This is a genomic window from Mesorhizobium sp. WSM4833, from assembly GCF_055811095.1.
On the sequence record NZ_JBVVQG010000007.1, the window covers coordinates 384,952 to 403,861 of the forward strand.

The window sequence follows — 18,910 nt, forward strand, 5'->3', positions numbered from 1 at the left end:
CATCCGCCAGATGCCCACGAAAGCTTATCGCCGTTATCTACGCCGAAGTACGCCGTCAGGAAGCGGCGTTCAGAAACCGGGCACGATGTCTTTATCGTCGCCCCTTCCCTCGTTGATGCCATAGGCGCGGGCAGCCGTCGAAATCCGATCCATGACACGCTTGTCGGCGACCGGCTCGCTGTCATCGTCAACAGACTTGAAGAGATCGCCCTGGTCAGTTTCTTGAGAAAGCACGACTTGATCTTCTGGCAGAGCTGGATGTCGCTGCTGCTGGACGCCACCCTCGTCCCCGATCGCCGCGTCGGCAATCTCGTCGCCTGCAGCCAGACGGCTGTCAACGCCGCGGACCTGTCCAGTCCAATCGTCCGGGCGCGAAGCGGGACAGTCGGCGTAAGTGCCGTCCCGCAGCACCGGGGACGGTAGCACGCGTTCCGTGAAATTCCGGTCCTGGTAGTAGCGCAGCTTCTGCGCGCGCAATGGCGGCAGCCCTGAAATCAGCACCAGCTCGTCGGTCTGGGGCAGCTGCATCACCTCGCCAGGAGTCAGCAGCGGTCGGGCCGTTTCCTGGCGGCTGACCATGACGTGCGACAGCCAAGGGGCCAGCCGATGGCCGGCATAGTTGCGCATGGATCTCAGTTCCGTCGCCGTGCCGAGCGCGTCGGAGATGCGCTTGGCGGTGCGATCGTCATTGGAGGAAAAGGCAATGCGCACATGGCAGTTGTCGAGAATGGCACTGTTCTCGCCGTAGGCCTTGGATATCTGGTTCAAGGATTGCGCGATCAAGTAAGCGCGAATGCCGTAGCCGGCCATGAAGGCGAGCGCGGTCTCGAAGAAATCTAGCCGACCGAGCGCCGGGAATTCGTCGAGCATCATGAGGAGCCGATGTTTGCGACCCTTGTTAGGGTCGCCCTCAAGGCGCTCCGTCAGGCGTCTGCCGATCTGGTTCAGGATCAGTCGTACCAAGGGCTTGGTGCGCGAGATGTCCGACGGCGGCACGACCAGATAGAGCGACATCGGTCGCTCGGCATCCATGAGATCGACAATGCGCCAGTCGCAGGCCGATGTTGCCGCCGCAACCGTCGGGTCGCGATAGAGCCCGAGAAACGACATGGCGGTCGATAAAACACCCGAACGCTCGTTCTCCGATTTGTTCAGCACCTCGCGTGCCGCCGAGGCCACGACCGGATGAACCTCAGGCTTGTCGGGCGTGCCCAGGTGGTTGGTGGTCATCATCCGCTGCAGCGTCGCGGAAAAGGAACGTTGCGGGTCCGACAGGAAAGTGGCGACGCGGGCAAGCGTCTTTTCCTCTTCGGCATAGAGAACGTGCAAAACGGCGCCGACGAGGAGGGAATGACTTGTCTTCTCCCAGTGGTTCCGGCGATCCAGCGCACCTTCCGGATCTACCAGGATGTCGGCGATGTTCTGGACGTCGCGGACCTCTTGCGGACCCTTTCGCACCTCGAGCAACGGGTTATAGCGCGCCGACCTGGGATCTGTCGGATTGAAGAGAAGACAATAGGAGAATTTCGACCGCCAGCCGGAGGTCAATTGCCAATTCTCGCCTTTGATATCGTGAATGACGGCCGACCCGGTCCAGGACAGAAGCGTTGGAACAACCAGTCCGACGCCCTTGCCTGATCGTGTTGGGGCAAAGGCCATGACGTGCTCGGGTCCGTCATGTCGCAGATAGCGATCCTTCAGCTTGCCGAGGAAAACGCCGCCCGGTCGAAACAGGCCTGCCCTCTCGATCTCCTGAGTTGTTGCCCACCTTGACGAGCCATAGGTCGTCACCGATCCGAGCTGTCGCGCGCGCCAGAGCGAGCCCGCGATGGCTGCGGCACAGCCCACGAACCCACTGGCGCCGGCGAGCGCACCGGCCTTATCGAAGACCTCGGGCGCATAGGCGTCGAAATGGTACCACCATTCGAACAGTTTCCACGGCTTGTAGATCGGCCAGCCAGCCACGACAAACCACGGCGTGCCGAGTGGCGGCTGATGACCCAGCATGTGGGCGCACCACTGCGTGGCCGCCCACACCCCGAGGATGACGATTGCGAATACGACGGCGATCTGCCCAATCAGCAACTTCGTGGGCGTCATTGGCTTGCTCCGCTGTTCTGAACGTCGGGGGCAAGCATCGCGCAGCGCGATGTGAACTGAAATGCACACTACGCACGACCAGGTGCGATGGGGAATGGGCCGGATCGCTCACAGAGCAGCCTTTTACGTCCCTGGAGCCCGCGCCGCAGACTGGGTCACCGGTTATGGCCGCCCTCGGCGATCGCGACCTATTCTGTGTTTTTGCTTCGTCTGATCAAAACGCAGGCATGCGTTTAGCGCGAGCGATCCACAGGCAGCTCAACGGATCGGCATCTCCTCGACATCCGACTGGCCGATGACACGCTTTACTCCGGCGTGTTTCGTATGGACGGGCCGTCACAAATCATTCGACGGTAACCGATTTTGCGAGATTGCGCGGTTGGTCGACATCTTTGCCCATGAAGACAGCCGTGTCGTAGGCAAGAAGCTGTATCGGCAGGGCAAAGATCATTGGCGCGATAATCTCGTCGACGGTCGGCAGCACAATCGTGTGCATCGTTTTGAGCTTCGAAGCAGCGGCCCCCTTCTCATCAGTGATGAGGATAATCCGTCCTCCCCTGGCGGCCGCTTCCTCCATGTTGGAGACGGTCTTATCGAAAAAGCGATCATGTGGCGCGATGACGATCACTGGCATGTTTTCGTCGACCAATGCGAGCGGACCATGCTTCAATTCACCAGCCGCATATCCCTCGGCATGGATGTAGGAAATCTCCTTGAGCTTCAGCGCACCTTCCATGGCCAGTGGGAAACTGGTGCCGCGGCCGAGATACAGGACGTCATGGCACTTTGACAGTTCGCGCGCCAGGAGCTCGACATCTGGCTTGATGCTGTTCAGGACCTGGCGCATGATGCGCGGCATTTCGGCAAGACTCGCGACGAACGCCCTCGCCTCAGCTTCGGTTACCGTTCCACGGGCCCTGGCAGCACCAATGGCGAGTGTGGCAAGAACCACAAGCTGGCAGGTGAAAGCCTTGGTGGAGGCGACGCCGATCTCCGGCCCGGCAAGGATTGGGAAGACCGCGTCGGCCTCCCGCGCGATGGTCGATTCCCGGCTGTTGACGACAGCGCCGGTCGTCAGCCCACGCCCCTTGCAGTATCTCAGAGATGCGAGCGTGTCGGCGGTTTCACCGGACTGCGAAATGAAAAGAGCCGCCGAGTGCGGCGGCAATGGGATCTCCCGGTAGCGGAATTCGGACGCGACGTCGATTTCGACCGGCAGGCGCGCATAGCGCTCGAACCAGTATTTTGCGATCAGTCCAGCCAGATAGGCTGTGCCGCAAGCCGAGATCGCCAGGCTCGGGATGCTGGCAAAATCTATGCAAGAAGCCGTGTCGATGGGATTCTCTTCGGAATTGATGTGATGAGCGAGCGCACGGGCGACAACCTCGGGCTGCTCATGAATTTCCTTCTCCATGAAATGGCGATAATTGCCCTTATCGGCCAGGTATGCCCCGGCAAGGGAAGTCTGGAGTGGACGCTCGACGGGATGGCCATCGAAATTGAAGATATCAGCTCCTGTCTTGCTGATAACGGCCCAGTCGCCGTCGACGAGATAGGTGATTGCATTTGTGAAGGGCGCAAGCGCGATGGCGTCGGAGCCCATGAACATCTCGCCGTCGCCGTGACCGATCGCCAATGGGGGTCCATTGCGCGCCGCCATGATGGTCGACGGATCATCCTCAAAGAGAACGGCAAGCGCGTAGGCACCGCTGACGCGCTTCAGCATGGCGTGCATTGCCTCGCCCCGCCCCATGCCCTCCCGGCGATATCTTGCCAAGAGATGAACGACGACTTCGGTGTCGGTATCGGTCTGGAACTCGGCGCCCGCCGCCGCCAGTTCGTCCTTCAACTCGGCGAAATTCTCGATGATGCCGTTGTGAACCACGGCCACACCCTCCGCAATGTGCGGGTGCGCGTTGCGCTCAGTGGGTGCCCCATGGGTTGCCCAACGCGTGTGTGCGATGCCGATGAAGCCACTCAGCGGCTCTTCCTTCAATCTTCTCTCGAGATTGACAAGCTTGCCCTTGGCGCGCCGGCAGTTCAACGAGCCCTCGCAAAGGGTGGCAACGCCGGCTGAGTCATAGCCGCGATATTCGAGCCGCTTCAACGCGTCAACCAACCGCTCCGACACTGGCTGATGCCCAACGATGCCAACAATCCCGCACATGATCGTCTCCGAATTCTTCTTCCCGGTAGCCTCAGTCGGCGCGAAGGAAACCCGCCACCGCTCAGCCCCTAGTGGAATTCGGCGAAAGAGGTAAAATCGATTGTTGGGATAGCTGCCATCCACCTAGCGGATAATCGGGAAACGTGTTTGACGACCCGGCGAGAGGAGCTTTGACCTCGGCTAAACAGGTCTCCTGACCTCAGCTTCACCCGTCTCAGAGAGTGAGAAGCCGTCAAATTCGCCACCAACTGTCGCGATTTGCGGGCTTTCGACCGAGCCGGCCGCGCAAATCGTCCCTGCAAGCTGCCCCTCGTGGGCACCGCCGCGGGTAGCGGGGAGGATGGTCCGGTGGCCGACTCAGTCGCGGAGTTGCCTGCGCTGCCATCGCAACCGGGCTATGTCGATCTTATACAAAGCGGAATGCCAGGCCCTGCCGATGGCCCTAAGAATCATTTGCAATGCTACTTTCCTCTGCTGCCCAGCGCATTCCCGTCTTCCGCGTTGGTCGATGGATCGTGCATCAGAGATCGATGCCGATTCGAATGGGGCGCTATTAGCCTCAATTTTGGCTGCCCATGCAAGCGAGCGGACGCGTCGTGCCACCTTATGCCTCATGGTATGTGGAGCGCATCCACGGTAGACAGCCCTAAGACCGCGCCTGCGCATGGCTGCCATGAAAGTCACGAAACGCTGGGTCCACTCCTTTGCCGACCGATGTTCCAAGAGATACCCTCGCGCTGCACCAGGCCAGAAACCTCTTTGCCGATATGCCGCTCGAGCACCGGCCGCCACGGGACGAGCACGAACTCACGCGATTTCTCGATAACGGCATATTTGCCGCTGGCGAGCTCAACTGAGCGGCGGAGCGTGCCCTCTACCCGGTCTCCGGGTCGCGTTTCAGCATAAGATAGACCTAGCTCTTCCGAGAGCTGACCGGCAACACGGTTCAGCTCGCGCTGGCGGAGGATCGCGATCAAATTGGCCCGATAGACGATCCGATCCTGCTCCTCATGGGCAAGGCCTTGCGCGATCAGCCACTGCTGTCGGCGGCTCCGCGCCTCCTGGGCTTCACGGCCGAAGCCCGAATTGCGCAACCTCTCTGATTTCTCGGAGACCAGCTGGCTGTCGACCCAGTTGGCGCCGTCAAAGCCAACCTGCCGCTCCAGCGGCATCGACGAGAGCTTGTCGACCGTGACAGGCTGGGTCCTCGCCTGCTGGCGCTCGTAGGCGGCGACACGATCGAGATGATCCGGCGCGATGATCCAGGTGCCGTCGGGCTGGCGCTCGACGCCGCCGGTAGCGCGCCGGATCGCCTCCAGCCTGCGGACATGCGTTTCGGCGAAGCGGTCGTTGGTGGTCGGATCGTGCTTCAGGTGAATGTCGATGTTGTAGCGGCCGTCATGGGCAGCCGCGATTTCGGCCACCGTGCGGTCAACCTGCCTTGGTTCTGTGTTCCTCGGCGCGACACGCACGATGCAGCCGTCGGGCGTCGGCTCTGTCGCCTCGCCTTTGCCGATGTCGATGTATCGTGTCTTGCCGTCAACACCGTCGACGATCAGGTAATGCCGGTCGGTGAGCTCGTCGGCCAGCCCGCGGGCGACAACACGCCCGACGACAGGCTCGACCGGCTCGCCGGATCGATCATGGATCACCCAGTCGGCGGCACTGCGGGAAATCCCCCTGCCCGTCAACTCGCGATGCATGGTCTTGATGATGTCGCCACGTACCCCTATGCGGCGTAGCGTCGCTTCAAGCCCGTCATCGAGGCGCCAGCGACCCGAGCTGATCTCTTCGGCCAGATGCATCCGCTCGAGCTTGCGCAGGCGCCCCTGCTCCAAGGTTTGCCGAAACGCGTCGCGGCTATCCGGCGAAACGAGCCCACTGTCGTCACGGAGTTGCAGCAGGCGGCGGTCGATGCTGGTGAACCGTTCCTGCTCCACTTCCTGACGCAGGCGGTGCTCGATCTCGTGGTCAGTGCGCGGACCGAGATCGAGGCTGACCAGCTCGGCGGCGCGCTCGCGGATGCCGCTCGAGATGTATTCGCGCGCTATCACGAGGTTCTCGCCGCGATCGTCCTTGCCACGCAAGATGATGTGGGTGTGCGGATGGCCGGTGTTGAAATGATCCACGGCAACCCAGTCGAGCTTCGTGCCGAGATCCTCCTCCATCTGTGCCATGAGCCGCCGCGTCAGTGGCTTGAGGTCGTCAAATTCGATGCCGTCCTCGGGTGCGACGATGAAGCGGAATTGATGGCGATCGCCATCGGCACGATCGAGGAAGTCCTTGCCGGCGACGCAGTCGCTGTCGGCACCGTACAGCTCGCCAGGCGCGCCGTCCCGGGTGACGCCGTCGCGCTGGATGTAGCGCAGATGCGCACGCGCCCCGTCCGCGCTCTTGCCGGCCAGCTTGACGACACGCGCCTTGACGACGACCCGGCGCTGGCGGAAGGCTGCATGGCGATCGCGTGACTTCAGCAGCGCGGCCGTCGCCCCGCCGCGGCCCGTCCTGCTCCCCACGAAGCGGCCACCACGCTGGGGCCGGCCACCGGCTCGGTTGATCGCCGCCCGGACCTGGCCGGCAAAGCGTTTGCCTGCCTTCGAGCCACGGGAGCCTATCTTCCCGAGCTTCGGTCTGAACTCGTCATCCTGCATGCTTAGCCTCCCGGCTCAACCAAGTGGAACCAGACATTTGCGCTCCAAAGCTCTCCTGACGCGGCAGGGTGCCTCCTGCAAAAACGATGTGCAGACAAACACTTCGCCGCCTCACGGAGGCGGTGCCTTTATCTTGCCTTACGCGCCCCTGCCCCTTCGGACGCGTCCAGCCCGCCCTTCGCTTAGCCGTCCGGCTTCTTGACCTGTTCGACGTCCGTCCCCAGCGGCACGAAGAGATCGTTTCGCGCATCGGCGCGACCACCATGTTGCAGGAAAAACAGCGAACGCCCCGAGGGCGCATTTTGCCTGCCTGGAGCGACAGATCTGCCCTTGAAACCATTCATGTCGGTGGCCGAAACCCCGGCCGCTCCGAGCTGCTTGAGGTAGTCGACGGTCTCTTTCGGCAGCGGCTTGCCGCGCTTCAGATGCGCCTCGTAGCGCTCGGGGCCGGCGTTGTAAGCGGCAAACAGGCCGGGGAACCCGAAGCGCTCATACATGGCGCGGAGATAGGCCGTGCCGGCCAGAATGTTGTCGCGCGGGTCGTGCGGATTTGGGCCGAGACCATGGGCCACGCGCATGTCCTCATACGTTTCCGGCATCAGCTGCATCAGGCCCATGGCGCCGGCGCGCGAGGTGATTGGCCGGCCGTCGAGCATCGTCCTGCCACTGCTTTCGGCATCGATCACCGCGTAAATCCAGGCCTGGGGAATACGGAAACGCTTGCTTGCTTCGGCAACGAAGTGCTGCCATTTTCCAAGCTGCGGACTTTGGAAGATGGCGACCGGCTCAGCGCCGGTCGAGGCGGAACAGGCGCATGGCGCGACAGCGATCATGCCAAGCATCAGGAGGGCTACTCGGTCCATAGCGGCACGAGCCTCCCGATGACATTCGCGGCCGGCACCGGCCCGAAATAGCGGCTGTCGAAAGAGCGCGGCGCCTCGCCGTTCAGCACCAAGAATTCGTCGCAGGCGAGCGCGCGGCAGCCGCTCCACCAGGGCAGCGGACGGCCTTTTGTGTCGGTTGCGAGCCGACGCGCAACGATCTTGCCGCCGATGATGATCGCCTCGTTGAAGGCGCAGACACGTTCGTGCGGCAGCGCGGCAATGTGCTTTACAAGGGGAACGCGGTGCGGGAGATAGCCGCGTTCGGCAGCGAGACCGGCGACCGGTTCTGGTGGGCTGACGAGCACCAGGTCGCCGCGTGCGGGCGCTCCCGCCACGACGCGATAGAGGCCGACCGGCGCGCTCGCCGAGGCGTTCCAGATCAGCCAGGGCGATGGGTTTGCAAGGGGGCCAAAGGCAATCAGGCCCAAGCCAATCGCGGTCGCGGCGATCGCCCTTGTCGCGCGAACGCGACGCAGGCGGCTGCCGGTCAGACGGATGGAGGGACGCCGGCTCATGGGCGGCCTCCGTCGTCGGAACCGGTCACCTTCTGGCGGCCTTTCGACCACTCGTCGAGCTCGTCGATGTGGTAGCGGACGTAGCGGCCGTGCTTGCGGAATTTCGGGCCGCCGCCGTTGAGCCGCATCTTTTCCAGCGTGCGTTGGGAGAGCCCTATGTAGAAGGCGGCTTGGGCTGTGTTGAGAAACGGACTGCCCTTCTTGGCGCGGGCGGCGCGTTCATTTTCGTCGTCCATAATTGTCCTCGTGTCGCTTAAGGAGAAGCGACGGCGAGGATGGGCGAACGAGGTCGCCCCGGGGACGGGCGAAGAGTGGGGGGCGAGTTTTCGCCGCTCCTGTGACAAGAGCCCCGCGCCGGTTGCGGCGCGAGGCTCGGGGCCGATCGGATCAATCGGCCGGGTTCCAGATGATCGCGTAGGTGTCGTCATCGTCCTGGCCGGCGGCGCGGCCCAGATTGGCGTAGAGCTTGCGCGGCCCGAACTCCGGCGCTGCAATCGACAGGCTCACATAATCCTTGCCGGACGTCTCACCGGTGCGGATCCAGCCGGCGCCAACTTCGACCCCTTGCGTCAGCACCCGGTAGTCGGGATGGTTGTCGGCGCTCTTGGCCTGGTTGGGGATGATGTCGATGTCGGCGCGGACGCTGAGCGTCTTGAGCTGGCCCTTGTAGGCGCCGTTTTCCTGCTTGTTGACGTAACCGATCGCGGTCATTTCGAAGTCTCCTTTTGCTGTCGCCGGGGACCATCCCCTGCGATGGCGGACCGTGATGGACGCGTCCGGAGCGCCTGAACCCGACAGGGCCGCAGCGCCAGCGGAGGACCCGAGCAGGCAGCTTTTTTGAAGCGGAGCGGCGCGAGGAAGCCGCCGCAGGCGGCGGGGAAAAAAGCTGCTGGCGAGGGTTTCGGGCGGCCGGACCCGTCCATAGGTCAACAAGCCAGCCGCAGGGGATGGTCCTGGCAGGGAGCAAGGAGTTCGTGGCAAGCGCGATCGCTGCAGCCAAGCCAGGACAGCCGGGATTTGCGGGACTGCGGGCTGATGCCGTGGCATGCCGATCGACATCGTGCCCACGGGTCGGCGCCGGAGCAGGCATCCGACGGGCTGAACGATCGGGATTAAGGCGGTTTGCCAGGCTGGATTGCCGCGGGGACGCGGGGGCAAAGGTCCCGAACATGCGCCCAGTGCGACCGGGGTACTTTGCCGGGCGGCGGCCATTCTGGAGCCGCCGCCCAGCGTGACGCCTATTGGCAGCCGAACAGGGACCGGACCCGCGCCCATTGATCGGCGGTGCGCAAGCCGCCTCGCTGCGTGTAGCTTTCGACCGGGAATTTCATCCAGCGCGGCAGCCAGCTTCCCACCTTGTCGCGGCCGTTCTCGCCGGAAAGAAAGTCGCGGATGATCGTCTTTTGCGTCTTCACCTTCTCGGCGACATTGCCGTCCGCGACATGCTTGCCGCCGAGTTCGGCTAGCATGGAATTGGCAATTTCCTTGTCGCGCAACAGCTCGAAGAAGGCGTCGTCCGGTTGCCAGCAAGCGGCGAGGTCGACATTCAGATGATTGCCGAGCGCCTCGATGACGGCGCTGCCGGCTTCAAGCGTCTCGGCCATGACGATGCCAAGGACGCGCAGGACATCGTCGTCGGACAGCGTCAGCAGATGCGCAAACAGGGTTGCCGTGCCGATGTCGCCGCCATTGCCGCCAGCGATTGTGCCATCCTCGTCGGATCGTCCAAGCAGCGCCAGGACCGCACGCCGCTTATTCGCGAAGGCGGCCTCGGCCTTGCAGGCTGCGAGGCTCGCGGCAACTGTCTCGTTGGCGGCGCGCTGCGGCTCTGTCCGCACCTGCCACAGGCTTGAGCCGGCGATCGCATGCGCCACCATCAGGCGAAGTGCTGCTGCCGGATGGTCGAGGAGCGCCAAGCGCACGGCGGCATGGCGGTGCAGATCGACATAGTTCTGCATCGGTCCGGTGAGTTCGGGCCGCGACGGTTTATCCGGGGTCTCGGCCTCAGCGGCCTCGCCATTGGCGCGGGCGCGGCGGGCTTCCTTGTGCGATAGCCAGCCCTCGTGACACCCGACCTCGCCGCGATGCGAGACTGATATAAAGACCTTGCCGCCCTTCTTCTTCGGCGTCTTTTCGTAGTCCCATGCGTAGAAATGCTGACCCGGCTCGAGCACGATCACGTCGCTCCATCCGGCCTCACGATAGGCATCGCGTCTGGCGGCTATCGCCTCGTTCTGCTTGAGCCAGAACAGGTCGGCGTCGGCAAAATAGGTTTCCTCGCCGAACAGATCGGAGACGATCAGGCCGGGATAATCCTCGATGGCAAACAGCGCCACCTTGGTCGAGATCGACTGGCCGCCAAACAGCCATTGCTTCAATTGCCAGCCGCGCGGCGCGCGGTTGTCGGGATCGGCAAAAAGCGCCAGCCAGTCCTTCTGCTGCGCCTTCGAGGCCATGGTGAGGTGGCGCACCGTCTCGGCGTCGATTTCCTCGCGGCGATAGGCTTCGCGAATCCTAGGCAGAAGCTCGCCGAGCGCCAGAATGCGCTTCACCTGATGCTGGGTGAGGCCGAAAGTGGCCGCGATATCGGCAATGGTGCGACCTTCCCTGATGAGGCGGGTAAAGGTTTCCCATTGCGAGACCTCGTCGGGATCGAGGCGGGCGATGTTTTCGATCAGGGAGGCTTCGAGCGCGTCGGCGTCGTCACCATCCTCCATGATGGCGCATGGCAGCGGCTCGGCCTCGCCGCGCTCGTCGGCGACGGTCTTGGCGGCGAAATAGCGTCGCCGTCCGGCGACGATCTCGAACGTTTCGGGCGAGCCGTTGGGCCGCACCAGCAGCGGAACGAGGACGCCGCGCGCGCGCACCGACGGCAGGATGTCGGAGATGTCGGGCGCGCGTTTGGAATGTCGCATGTTGGCGGCGGCGACGCTCAATTGGTCGATGGAAACGTGGGCAAGCTGCATGGTCTTTCTCCTTTGCTGTGGCCTGAAAGTGCCTGACCGCGAGGCCGCAGGCCGAGCGGCGCGACGGTTTTGCGCCGGATGGCGCTATTGTTCCGCCCGGTCGGGCGGAAGCTCGGGAAGGGAAAGCGAGAGGGCGGCGGCGGCCTGCCGCAAGAGCCGTTCGGCCTCGGTGACGTGGCCGCACAGGCGAGCGGCTTCGGCATAGACAGAGAGCGGAAACCGCGCCTTGAAGTACAGGTCGCGCTCGATGCCCAGGCCAAGCGGTCCCTTGACGGCTTGGAGCTCGGCAAGGCTGACGCTGCCCAGTTCAGGGAAGCCAAAACCGAGATCACAAAGGCCGAAGAGTGTATCGCCGTCGGCGTCGAGCTCGCTCAGAAGCCAGGTGGCGGAGCCGACCGGATTGAACAGTTTCACGACCGGAACATGGTCGGTTTCGGTCTCGGCAGCGCCATTGGCGAGCAGAAGAAGGCGCAGTTCGTCGGTGATCAGGATCATTGCGGCGTTCCTTCAAAACGGTTGGTGCTGATTGAGAGCGGCTGAGACAAACCCGCCGATATCGAGCGGCTTGTGCGCGGCGCGGCCGCATCGCGCGCCATCAGAAGCGCAAGCCTGTCGGCATGGCGATCGGGCGCGCTCATGCGGCGATTTCGGCATGCGCATCGCCTTCGACGTCGGCATTGAAGCCGAGCAGGAGATCGGCGGCTTTCGAGGCATGGCTGGCGGCGCGGAAGATGGCGCGATTGTCCTCGCGCAGCACCGTCAGCCATGAGCCGATATAATCGGCATGGCGCACGGTCGGCTCGATGCCGACAGTGCTGCAGACGAAGGCTGCGCAGATTTCAGCGACCAGTTCCTCGCGCGCATAGACCTTGCAGCCGAACGAGCCGGAGAGGTCGCGCGCAAGGCGCGTCGGGTGGCCAGTCCAGTGGCCAAGCTCGTGAAAGCAGGTGCGGTAATAGTTGACCTGCTGAAAGAAGGCCGGTTGCGGCGGCACCTGAATGAAGTCGCTGCCCGGCATGTAGAAAGCGCGATCGCCGCCGATGCGGACATCCGCGCCGGTTGCGCGAATGAGCGCCTCGGCCTGCGGGATGATCTGGCGCTGCGGCAGCGGTTCGGCGGCGGCATGGAGATGTTCGGGCAGGTTATCGCACTGCGCGACATTGAAGACGGTGAAGCGCTTCAGGTAAGGCACGGCCTGCGGTTCGTCGCCATCGACCTTGGCGCGTTGCTTTTCGTTTTTCGGAACAAAGCGGTCGGCGTGAACGATGGTCGTGCCGCGCTCGCCTTTCCTGACATTGGCGCCAAGGGCAAGCGCCTGCCGGAAGGTCAGCCAGTTCTGGCTGGCATAGCCGCGCTCGATCACCGCGCCCCAAAGGATCAGGATATTGATGCCGGAATAGCGGCGCTCGGTGGCCGCATTCCTGGGCAGGCCAAGGCCTGCCTTTGCGCTTCCCCAGGGCTTGACCCATGGCACGATACCGCGCTCGAGCTCGGCAATGATGCGGTCGGTGATCTCCTGATAAAGGCTGGCGCCTGCGCGCCCGCCCCTGCTTGCGCCCGCCTTTCGGCTGCCGGAACGCTTGTTGTTTGAACGCATGCCCTGGTCCTCCGCTCGCCAAATCGCGCCCTCCCCCGGAAGCGGGGTGGGCGGCGAAAACGACCGGAAAGGCCCGCCGTGAAAGGCGGACCGCATCCGAAGGACCGGAACGGAGAGGAGGACCCGAAGCGCAGCGAAGGGTTGCGGGACGCCGCGGCGGGCCTAGAAGGGAGAGCCGCCCACCGCGCGCCACCGGGGAAGGCCACCATGAAAACCACGCCGGCCAATCGGCCGGCGGCCGTCAGCAGCCGCCAGGCTGCCCGAGCCAGGGGGCGAAGCCGGATGGCCGAGACCGCCCGAGCCTGCCGAGGAAAAAGCGGGCTCGGTGCACGAGCACCCGGCGCGCGCCTTCAGGCGCGCGGGATTCAGGACTCCTTGAGCCGATGTCGCAGGGCAGCGAATCTCCACGCCTCGGCGCCCCTTGCTGGATCACAGCGTCCAGGAAGCGAGGTCGCAGCCGCCGCGAATGTTCGTTTGATGTAGCCGCACACCGGGAGACGGTGCCATGTTCGGCGTCGCGCCCGCCGGCGTCACGATGCGGTCAAGAAGCCAACCACGAAAAAGGCGCTCAGGAGCACATCAAAACCACTCCGACAAACGAACCGGTGACCACAGCATTTGCCGACAGTATGTCAAAATGCCGATTTTGCGGCTGCCGAAGATTGTACCTTTGCCTTCGCGCGCGCTTCAGCGATGGAGCGTTGCAGTCTGGCCATCCCGATTTCCCCTGGGATCACTTCGTCGCCGATCACCAACGCAGGTGTGCCGTCGATATACAAATCTTTGGCGAGTGCGAAATTGCGTGTGATGGCATCTGTGATCGCCGGGTCTTGCATGTCCCGCTTCAGTTGCTCGAGATCGAGGCCCACACGCTCTGCAACGGTCAAGGTGCTGCGCTCGTTGATGGAGCCGGGGAAAGCCATGAGGGCGAGGTGGAACGCCTCGTACTTCCCCTGTTTGTGCGAGGCGAGCGCTGCGCGCGCTGCGAATCTGGAACCTGGCCCCAGGATTGGGAAGTCCTTGAACACAAGCTTCACATTGGGATCATCCCTGAGGGCTTGAATGAGGTGGAGGGCTGCCGCCCGGCAATAGCCGCAGTTGTAGTCGAAGAACGAGACAACAGCGATATCGCCCAAGGGATTGCCCGCGATTGGCGAGGCTGGGTCGTTGAGGAGGGCGTCGCGCCGCTGCGGAATGCGTATGCGCAAGTCAGCCGCTATCTGGCGCTGGTCTTCCAGACGCTGCAGGTACTCGGCCGCATCCTGACGATGTTTCAACACTCCCAGCGCGAACACCAAGAGAGCGATCGCCGCGACAAGCGCGGCATTCAATCGGGACATGGGTGGCTCCATCGAACATAAACGGCAGGACAGGACGCCCGCAGCACCGGCTCCCGCCGTGTGGCCGCGCTTCTCCCGTCGCCGCGCTCCGGTCAAGCGCCGCACCCCGGTGCCGCAAATAGCGTGCCAGTGGGGGCAGGAACGCAGGTGAGCGCTGCGCTGCGAAAAGGCCGGCTAGGACATTGGCGCGATCGCCGTTTGGCTTACGCAGCGGACACGAACACCCGCGTGGCCACGCGCGACGGCTTTGGTCCGGCACACCATGAAACGGCGGAACATGCGAAGGATTTGCGACACAAAGTCGGGAACCATTCATGCCCATTCGGGGATTTGTTGGCGCCTCTGTCTCGGCACTTTGTAGAAAATGGTTTTGTGAGGTTTCACACGCACGCGAGCTGTCACAAAGCCGGAGCGACAGCTAAGCCCCTCCGGTTCGCGCTCGCTTTGCAAGCGCCTGGTTGGTCTCCGCCTTGAGCAGCGCGCGGTTACGCCGGCAGCGCTGTCACATCCGCGTGAGTCCGTCAGCCGAAGATCCGACGGGTGCTGCACCCACGGGCAAGTAGGAGCTAGACGGCCCTCCTGTTGCCCCAGAGCAGAACGTGCAGCTGCGGCAAAATGCGTGCTTCGAACCACCTGTCTCGCGTCACCTTGTCGATCAGCCACTCCATGCGTCTCATGATTCCGTCAAGGTCGACAGGTGCGTCTTCATCGCCAAGGCGCGGTGGGGTGTGATTGCCAGGTTGCAGATAGACCGGGAGGCGTGGAAATCGCGCGGCGGCGTCTTTGGCGAACGCATAGTCACCCTCGTCGAAAACAACGAGCTTGAGCACGACTTGCGGCTTCTCCCGCGCCGCTTCGATGCAGGCCTCCAAGGCGGCCCAGTCGGGCCGCATTTCGCTCGACGGAGGCTTTGGGCTGAGGACCAGCACATCAAGCTCGGCAAACCAGTCCTTGACCACCGAACCCTGGGTTTCCAGCGCAAAGCGGTAACCTTCAGCATGGCCTCGCTGAATCAGCCCGCCAAAGGGCTGAATGGCGGGGTTGCCGCCTGACAGCGACACCATCACCGGCCGGCCGCCGGAAAGCGCAACCACGCTTTGCCACACCGCATCCACCGGCATCATCTTCCATTCATGGCGGAATTGGTTGTCAACCGCATGGAGGCTGTCGCACCAGGAACAGCGGTAGTCACAGCCGCCGGTTCTGATGAAGACGGTCGGCAAACCGATGAGCACGCCCTCGCCCTGGATCGTCGGCCCAAATATCTCGCTCACCCGGATTGCGGGGCGCGTGTCCGTCACGGTCGGTACTCCGCCCAGGTTTTCGGGGTTTCGCTCACCCTCACGGCGGCGGTTTCCGGCAGCCGTGCCTTGCACCATTCATAGAAATGCCTGGCCAAGTATTCCGCCGTGACCTGCTCATGTGCCAACGCGTCGTTGAGGTGCCGGTGGTCCAAGCTCTCGTCGATATAGCGTTTGAGCGGCGCCAGATCGTGATAGTCGCGCACGAAGCCGTGCGCGTTCAGCTCCTCGGCCGAGAGCTCCACTTGGACGATGTAGTTATGCCCGTGCAGGCGCGCGCACTGGTGTTCAGGTGGCAAGGAGGTGAGCTGATGCGAGGCCGAGAAGTGGAATTCCTTGGTGATGCGGAACATCAGGCGCTCCGCCTCCGCAGCGCCTCAAGCCAGAAATCGGTATCCTCATACTCGGTCGGATCGGCGTGCTGCGCGAGATGAAACGCCTCGCGTCGCTCGACGCAGGTCCCGCACCGTCCGCAGTGACGCTCGCCGCCCTTGTAGCAGGACCAGGTCTGCGCAAATGGGGTTCCGTATCCTGCTCCATCGCCGACGATGTCCGCCTTTGTGAGGTTCACATAGGGCGTGTAAAGGCGGATCTGCGTGTCGCCGTCGAGCGCTCGGTCCTGCATCGTCTGGAAAGCTTCGATGAAGGCGGGACGGCAGTCTGGATAGATGAAATGGTCCCCGCCATGAGCGGCCATCGCCACCGCTTCCGCCTTATGCGCGGCGGCAAGACCAAACGCGATTGCCAGCATGATGGCGTTCCTGTTCGGCACCACCGTGATCTTCATGGTGTCTTCTGCGTAGTGGCCGTCGGGCACGTCGACACTGTCGGTCAGCGCCGAGCCGCGAAGGCCGCGGCCGATTTGGCGGATGTCGATGATCTGATGCGCAACGTTCAGTCGCTCCGCGCACAGAGCGGCGAATCTCAATTCTTTCCTGTGCCGCTGGCCGTAGTCGAAGGACAGGAGCCCGGTGAGTTCGTGCTCCGACGCCACTTTGTGGGCAAGGGAAACAGAGTCCAATCCGCCGGAGCAGATGACGAGAGTCTTCATCATGGTATCCTTGTTTTGACCGGGTAAGGCTGCGACCGGAGATTTCTCTGCGCTTCCCCTACCCCGGCCAGCCAACTTTGTGAACCCTGGCTGATGCGCTGACCCGGGGTGCTGCAGGGTGGCGAACAGGGGGACTGAGCCTCGTTGCTGGATGTTCTACCCCGGGCACATGTTCAGGAGCACAAATGCGGCGCGTCCTCGCGCCATGGGCTGTGGAGGCCACGCGCTGCTTGGCAAGGCGATGCGGAAGGGAGTGGACGCGAGTGCACCAGGTCCAGGTTTAGCGGCGGTAGGCGTGCCCCCCGCTTCAGCATCGGTCCGACCGGACATCGCGGTCAGCCGGTGGCGGGGCGGCAGGACCGCTAAGGATTGGTCGTCAGCCGACATCTGTGAACAAGCCGTGTGCGTCGTTGCAATCACCCCTCCGTTGCGCGCTATTGCCGCCATGGCCTCGGATGAACTGGATTGGGCGATTTTCCAGATGGCGGTCGAAAGCGTCCGCTCCCTCTCGCTAAGCTTCAGCGAAAGAGCCGTGGAGATAGCGGCGAGGAGCCAGGGTACCTTGGTTTTCGACGTGCGGGTGTACGGTGACGCGCAGGTGCAGAGGGTCGCAGCCATCCGGTATCGAGCCGAATGGACTGGCGTGGTGGCGTTGGACAGACAAGGCCTTGTTACCCACTATTGCATGGTGAACAGCACTTTCGCAGATCTGATGGCGCCGTTGGAGGACTGGACCAGCATGCCCCTGGCGATGCAAGCCAAGATCAATGTTACCGTCCATGCCGGTCTCTTCCTCGGCGCCTTACGAAATGCCGGTCATATGCTTGGCGGTTAGCGCGACCGCAATGGATGTGTGATCCGCCCGACCGCAGCCTGCCAGAGGGGTTGCCGATCTCGAGGACGCCTACATCTCCACGAGAAGAAGCTCTCCAACCTGCAGGCCATGCTGCCAGTTCTTGAAGCCGTCGTGCAAACCTCCAAGCCGCTGCTCATCATCTCGGAAGACGTCAAGGAGGCCCTGGCCACACTGGTCGTCAACAAGCTGCGCGGTGGAATGAAGATCGCCGCGGTCAAGGCACCGGACTTCGGTCACCCGCATCAGGTCGACTTGGCGGAGCACGCGATAAAGTTCAGCACACATGCCAGGTGTCAGCTGGACCGGCACTGCCCTCATAACCGCACGGGCGTCTAGCCTGTCGGGAGCTTATTGAGATGTCCACACCCGTCTTTTGTCGTGCGCGACGCGGGCTTGGCGGGGGTCTGTCGAGCGCCCCTCAACACTCACTCATATTCCCGAGAGAAAGCAAAGTATCCCCTCGCCGGAACTGGCCCGAGGCGAGATCTCGGTCATGCGCGGTCTCTCGAAACGTATGGTGATTTCCTCGTGTGTCCGGCCGGCCTGCGCCTCCTGGGTTCAACCGGTTTTCGCTGCGCTCAATTCTGGAGGGCCGGTTCCAAGGCGAGTTGCACCGAAGGCCGCGGACCGGATCGTCAGCCGGGCAGCTTGGTTGCACTACCGCCATGCTTGATCGCTCCATTGCAGGCCATGGTCTCTCGCGCTTCTCCTTTTGCCACGCGAGGCGCGCCAGCTCACGTGTTGCCTGTGCGCGGCTCGGAAAAATACTCCCTTTTTGTCGACCAACCGCTCCAGTGATCCCGCGTTCCGGCTCCGTAAAGAAGTGGTGCGGCGTGACGCTTCCGAGTCCATGCAGATCCGCCAGCTTCCACACCTATGGACGCTCGACCATGTAATCGGGGCGGACTTGGGCTTGAACGTTCAGCTTGCGGCCGCACGGCCATCTCGATGATTTGGCGCACCCTCGCCTTCGACAAGCCATGTTCCTAAGCCAGGCGGCGAAGCGCTCGCCCATTAGCAAGCCTTCGACCCAGTCAGACTCACATCTTAGCCTGCGAGCGATCACCATGATCGATGATCGGTCGGTCGACCCGGATGAAAGACTCTCTAACTCGACGGCAAAGCACAATTGAAATTTTTCCAACCACAATTTAACAATCGCCAGTAGATTTGCAACATAAATGCCAATTGTTTTCACACATTTCCCGTTGCTCCCATCGCCATGCCGATGTCTATTTACTACTATTCGGCGCGCCATTAAGAGAAGCGCGCGACTGCATCTATGAAAGGGAACCCAGTGTCTGCCGCAGGGGCTGTAAGCGCCGCTCATTTCCACAACACTGAACGCATCGGATTCATTGGTACCGGCAGCATGGGAAGACCGATGATCGCCAAGCTCCTGCAGGCCGGCTATCTGGTGAACGTCTACGATATCGATCCCGCAGCCGCGGAAGACGTGGTCGAAAAAGGAGCCCGGTGGCA

General features: G+C 62.9%; 17 protein-coding genes and 1 pseudogene. 3 read left to right on the plus strand and 15 right to left on the minus strand.

Annotation, left to right across the window (positions count from 1 at the left end; genetic code table 11):
• Positions 1-69 precede the first annotated feature (69 nt).
• The 15 genes from AC0L2D_RS17030 to queC all read right to left on the minus strand — a co-directional run bounded on the left by AC0L2D_RS17030 (position 70) and on the right by queC (position 16,572).
• On the minus strand, positions 70-2,100 hold the full coding sequence (locus AC0L2D_RS17030; protein ID WP_473541617.1) for a conjugal transfer protein TraG: 2,031 nt from the start codon (positions 2,098-2,100) through the stop codon (positions 70-72).
• 343 nt (positions 2,101-2,443) lie between these two features.
• On the minus strand, positions 2,444-4,267 hold the full coding sequence (gene glmS / locus AC0L2D_RS17035) for a glutamine--fructose-6-phosphate transaminase (isomerizing) (RefSeq protein WP_473541618.1): 1,824 nt from the start codon (positions 4,265-4,267) through the stop codon (positions 2,444-2,446).
• Positions 4,268-4,947: 680 nt separating this feature from the next.
• Positions 4,948-6,918 carry a relaxase/mobilization nuclease RlxS gene (gene rlxS, locus AC0L2D_RS17040; RefSeq protein WP_473541619.1) on the minus strand — a complete coding sequence of 657 codons (1,971 nt, stop codon included), beginning with the start codon at positions 6,916-6,918 and terminating at the stop codon, positions 4,948-4,950.
• 182 nt (positions 6,919-7,100) lie between these two features.
• Positions 7,101-7,781, minus strand: coding sequence for a lytic transglycosylase domain-containing protein (locus AC0L2D_RS17045; RefSeq protein ID WP_473541620.1), 681 nt, complete (start codon positions 7,779-7,781; stop codon positions 7,101-7,103).
• Complete coding sequence (locus AC0L2D_RS17050) at positions 7,769-8,317, minus strand: S26 family signal peptidase (protein ID WP_473541621.1); 549 nt, start codon at positions 8,315-8,317, stop codon at positions 7,769-7,771. Before AC0L2D_RS17050 ends, AC0L2D_RS17045 begins: the two co-directional genes overlap by 13 nt.
• Positions 8,314-8,553 (minus strand): helix-turn-helix transcriptional regulator, encoded by a 240-nt coding sequence (locus tag AC0L2D_RS17055; RefSeq protein ID WP_473541622.1) that lies wholly within the window; start codon positions 8,551-8,553, stop codon positions 8,314-8,316. The genes AC0L2D_RS17050 and AC0L2D_RS17055 overlap by 4 nt, the downstream gene beginning before the upstream one ends.
• 151 nt (positions 8,554-8,704) lie before the next feature.
• Positions 8,705-9,028, minus strand: coding sequence for a DUF736 domain-containing protein (locus AC0L2D_RS17060; RefSeq protein ID WP_013533279.1), 324 nt, complete (start codon positions 9,026-9,028; stop codon positions 8,705-8,707).
• A 527-nt stretch (positions 9,029-9,555) separates the two neighbouring features.
• On the minus strand, positions 9,556-11,283 hold the full coding sequence (locus AC0L2D_RS17065; protein WP_473541623.1) for a ParB/RepB/Spo0J family partition protein: 1,728 nt from the start codon (positions 11,281-11,283) through the stop codon (positions 9,556-9,558).
• Positions 11,284-11,367: 84 nt separating this feature from the next.
• The gene (locus tag AC0L2D_RS17070; protein WP_473541624.1) at positions 11,368-11,778 is read right to left on the minus strand and encodes a DUF2958 domain-containing protein; all 411 of its coding nucleotides are present in this window, start codon (positions 11,776-11,778) and stop codon (positions 11,368-11,370) included.
• Positions 11,775-11,921, minus strand: a complete 147-nt coding sequence (locus AC0L2D_RS17075) for a hypothetical protein (RefSeq protein WP_473541625.1) — start codon at positions 11,919-11,921, stop codon at positions 11,775-11,777. The genes AC0L2D_RS17070 and AC0L2D_RS17075 overlap by 4 nt, the downstream gene beginning before the upstream one ends.
• Positions 11,918-12,880 carry an ArdC family protein gene (locus tag AC0L2D_RS17080; RefSeq protein WP_473541626.1) on the minus strand — a complete coding sequence of 321 codons (963 nt, stop codon included), beginning with the start codon at positions 12,878-12,880 and terminating at the stop codon, positions 11,918-11,920. Before AC0L2D_RS17080 ends, AC0L2D_RS17075 begins: the two co-directional genes overlap by 4 nt.
• A 632-nt stretch (positions 12,881-13,512) precedes the next feature.
• Positions 13,513-14,220, minus strand: coding sequence for a DsbA family protein (locus AC0L2D_RS17085; RefSeq protein ID WP_473541627.1), 708 nt, complete (start codon positions 14,218-14,220; stop codon positions 13,513-13,515).
• 566 nt (positions 14,221-14,786) lie between these two features.
• Positions 14,787-15,521: a 7-carboxy-7-deazaguanine synthase QueE gene (gene queE, locus AC0L2D_RS17090; protein WP_473541628.1), complete on the minus strand. Its 735-nt coding sequence runs from the start codon at positions 15,519-15,521 to the stop codon at positions 14,787-14,789.
• Positions 15,518-15,874: a 6-carboxytetrahydropterin synthase QueD gene (gene queD / locus AC0L2D_RS17095; RefSeq protein WP_473541629.1), complete on the minus strand. Its 357-nt coding sequence runs from the start codon at positions 15,872-15,874 to the stop codon at positions 15,518-15,520. The genes queE and queD overlap by 4 nt, the downstream gene beginning before the upstream one ends.
• Entirely contained in the window at positions 15,874-16,572 is a 699-nt protein-coding gene (queC, locus tag AC0L2D_RS17100) for a 7-cyano-7-deazaguanine synthase QueC (RefSeq protein WP_473541630.1), read from the minus strand. Before queC ends, queD begins: the two co-directional genes overlap by 1 nt.
• A 445-nt stretch (positions 16,573-17,017) precedes the next feature.
• Here queC and AC0L2D_RS17105 point away from each other — a divergent pair, with 445 nt between their 5' ends.
• From AC0L2D_RS17105 to AC0L2D_RS17115, 3 genes and pseudogenes are all read left to right on the plus strand, one after another.
• Positions 17,018-17,407 (plus strand): hypothetical protein, encoded by a 390-nt coding sequence (locus AC0L2D_RS17105; protein ID WP_473541635.1) that lies wholly within the window; start codon positions 17,018-17,020, stop codon positions 17,405-17,407.
• A gap of 37 nt (positions 17,408-17,444) precedes the next feature.
• A pseudogene (gene groEL / locus AC0L2D_RS17110) lies at positions 17,445-17,698 on the plus strand (chaperonin GroEL); the annotation flags it as partial.
• Between the two features lie 1,012 nt (positions 17,699-18,710).
• The coding region (locus AC0L2D_RS17115; RefSeq protein WP_473541631.1) for an NAD(P)-binding domain-containing protein at positions 18,711-18,910 on the plus strand (200 nt) is incomplete at its 3' end.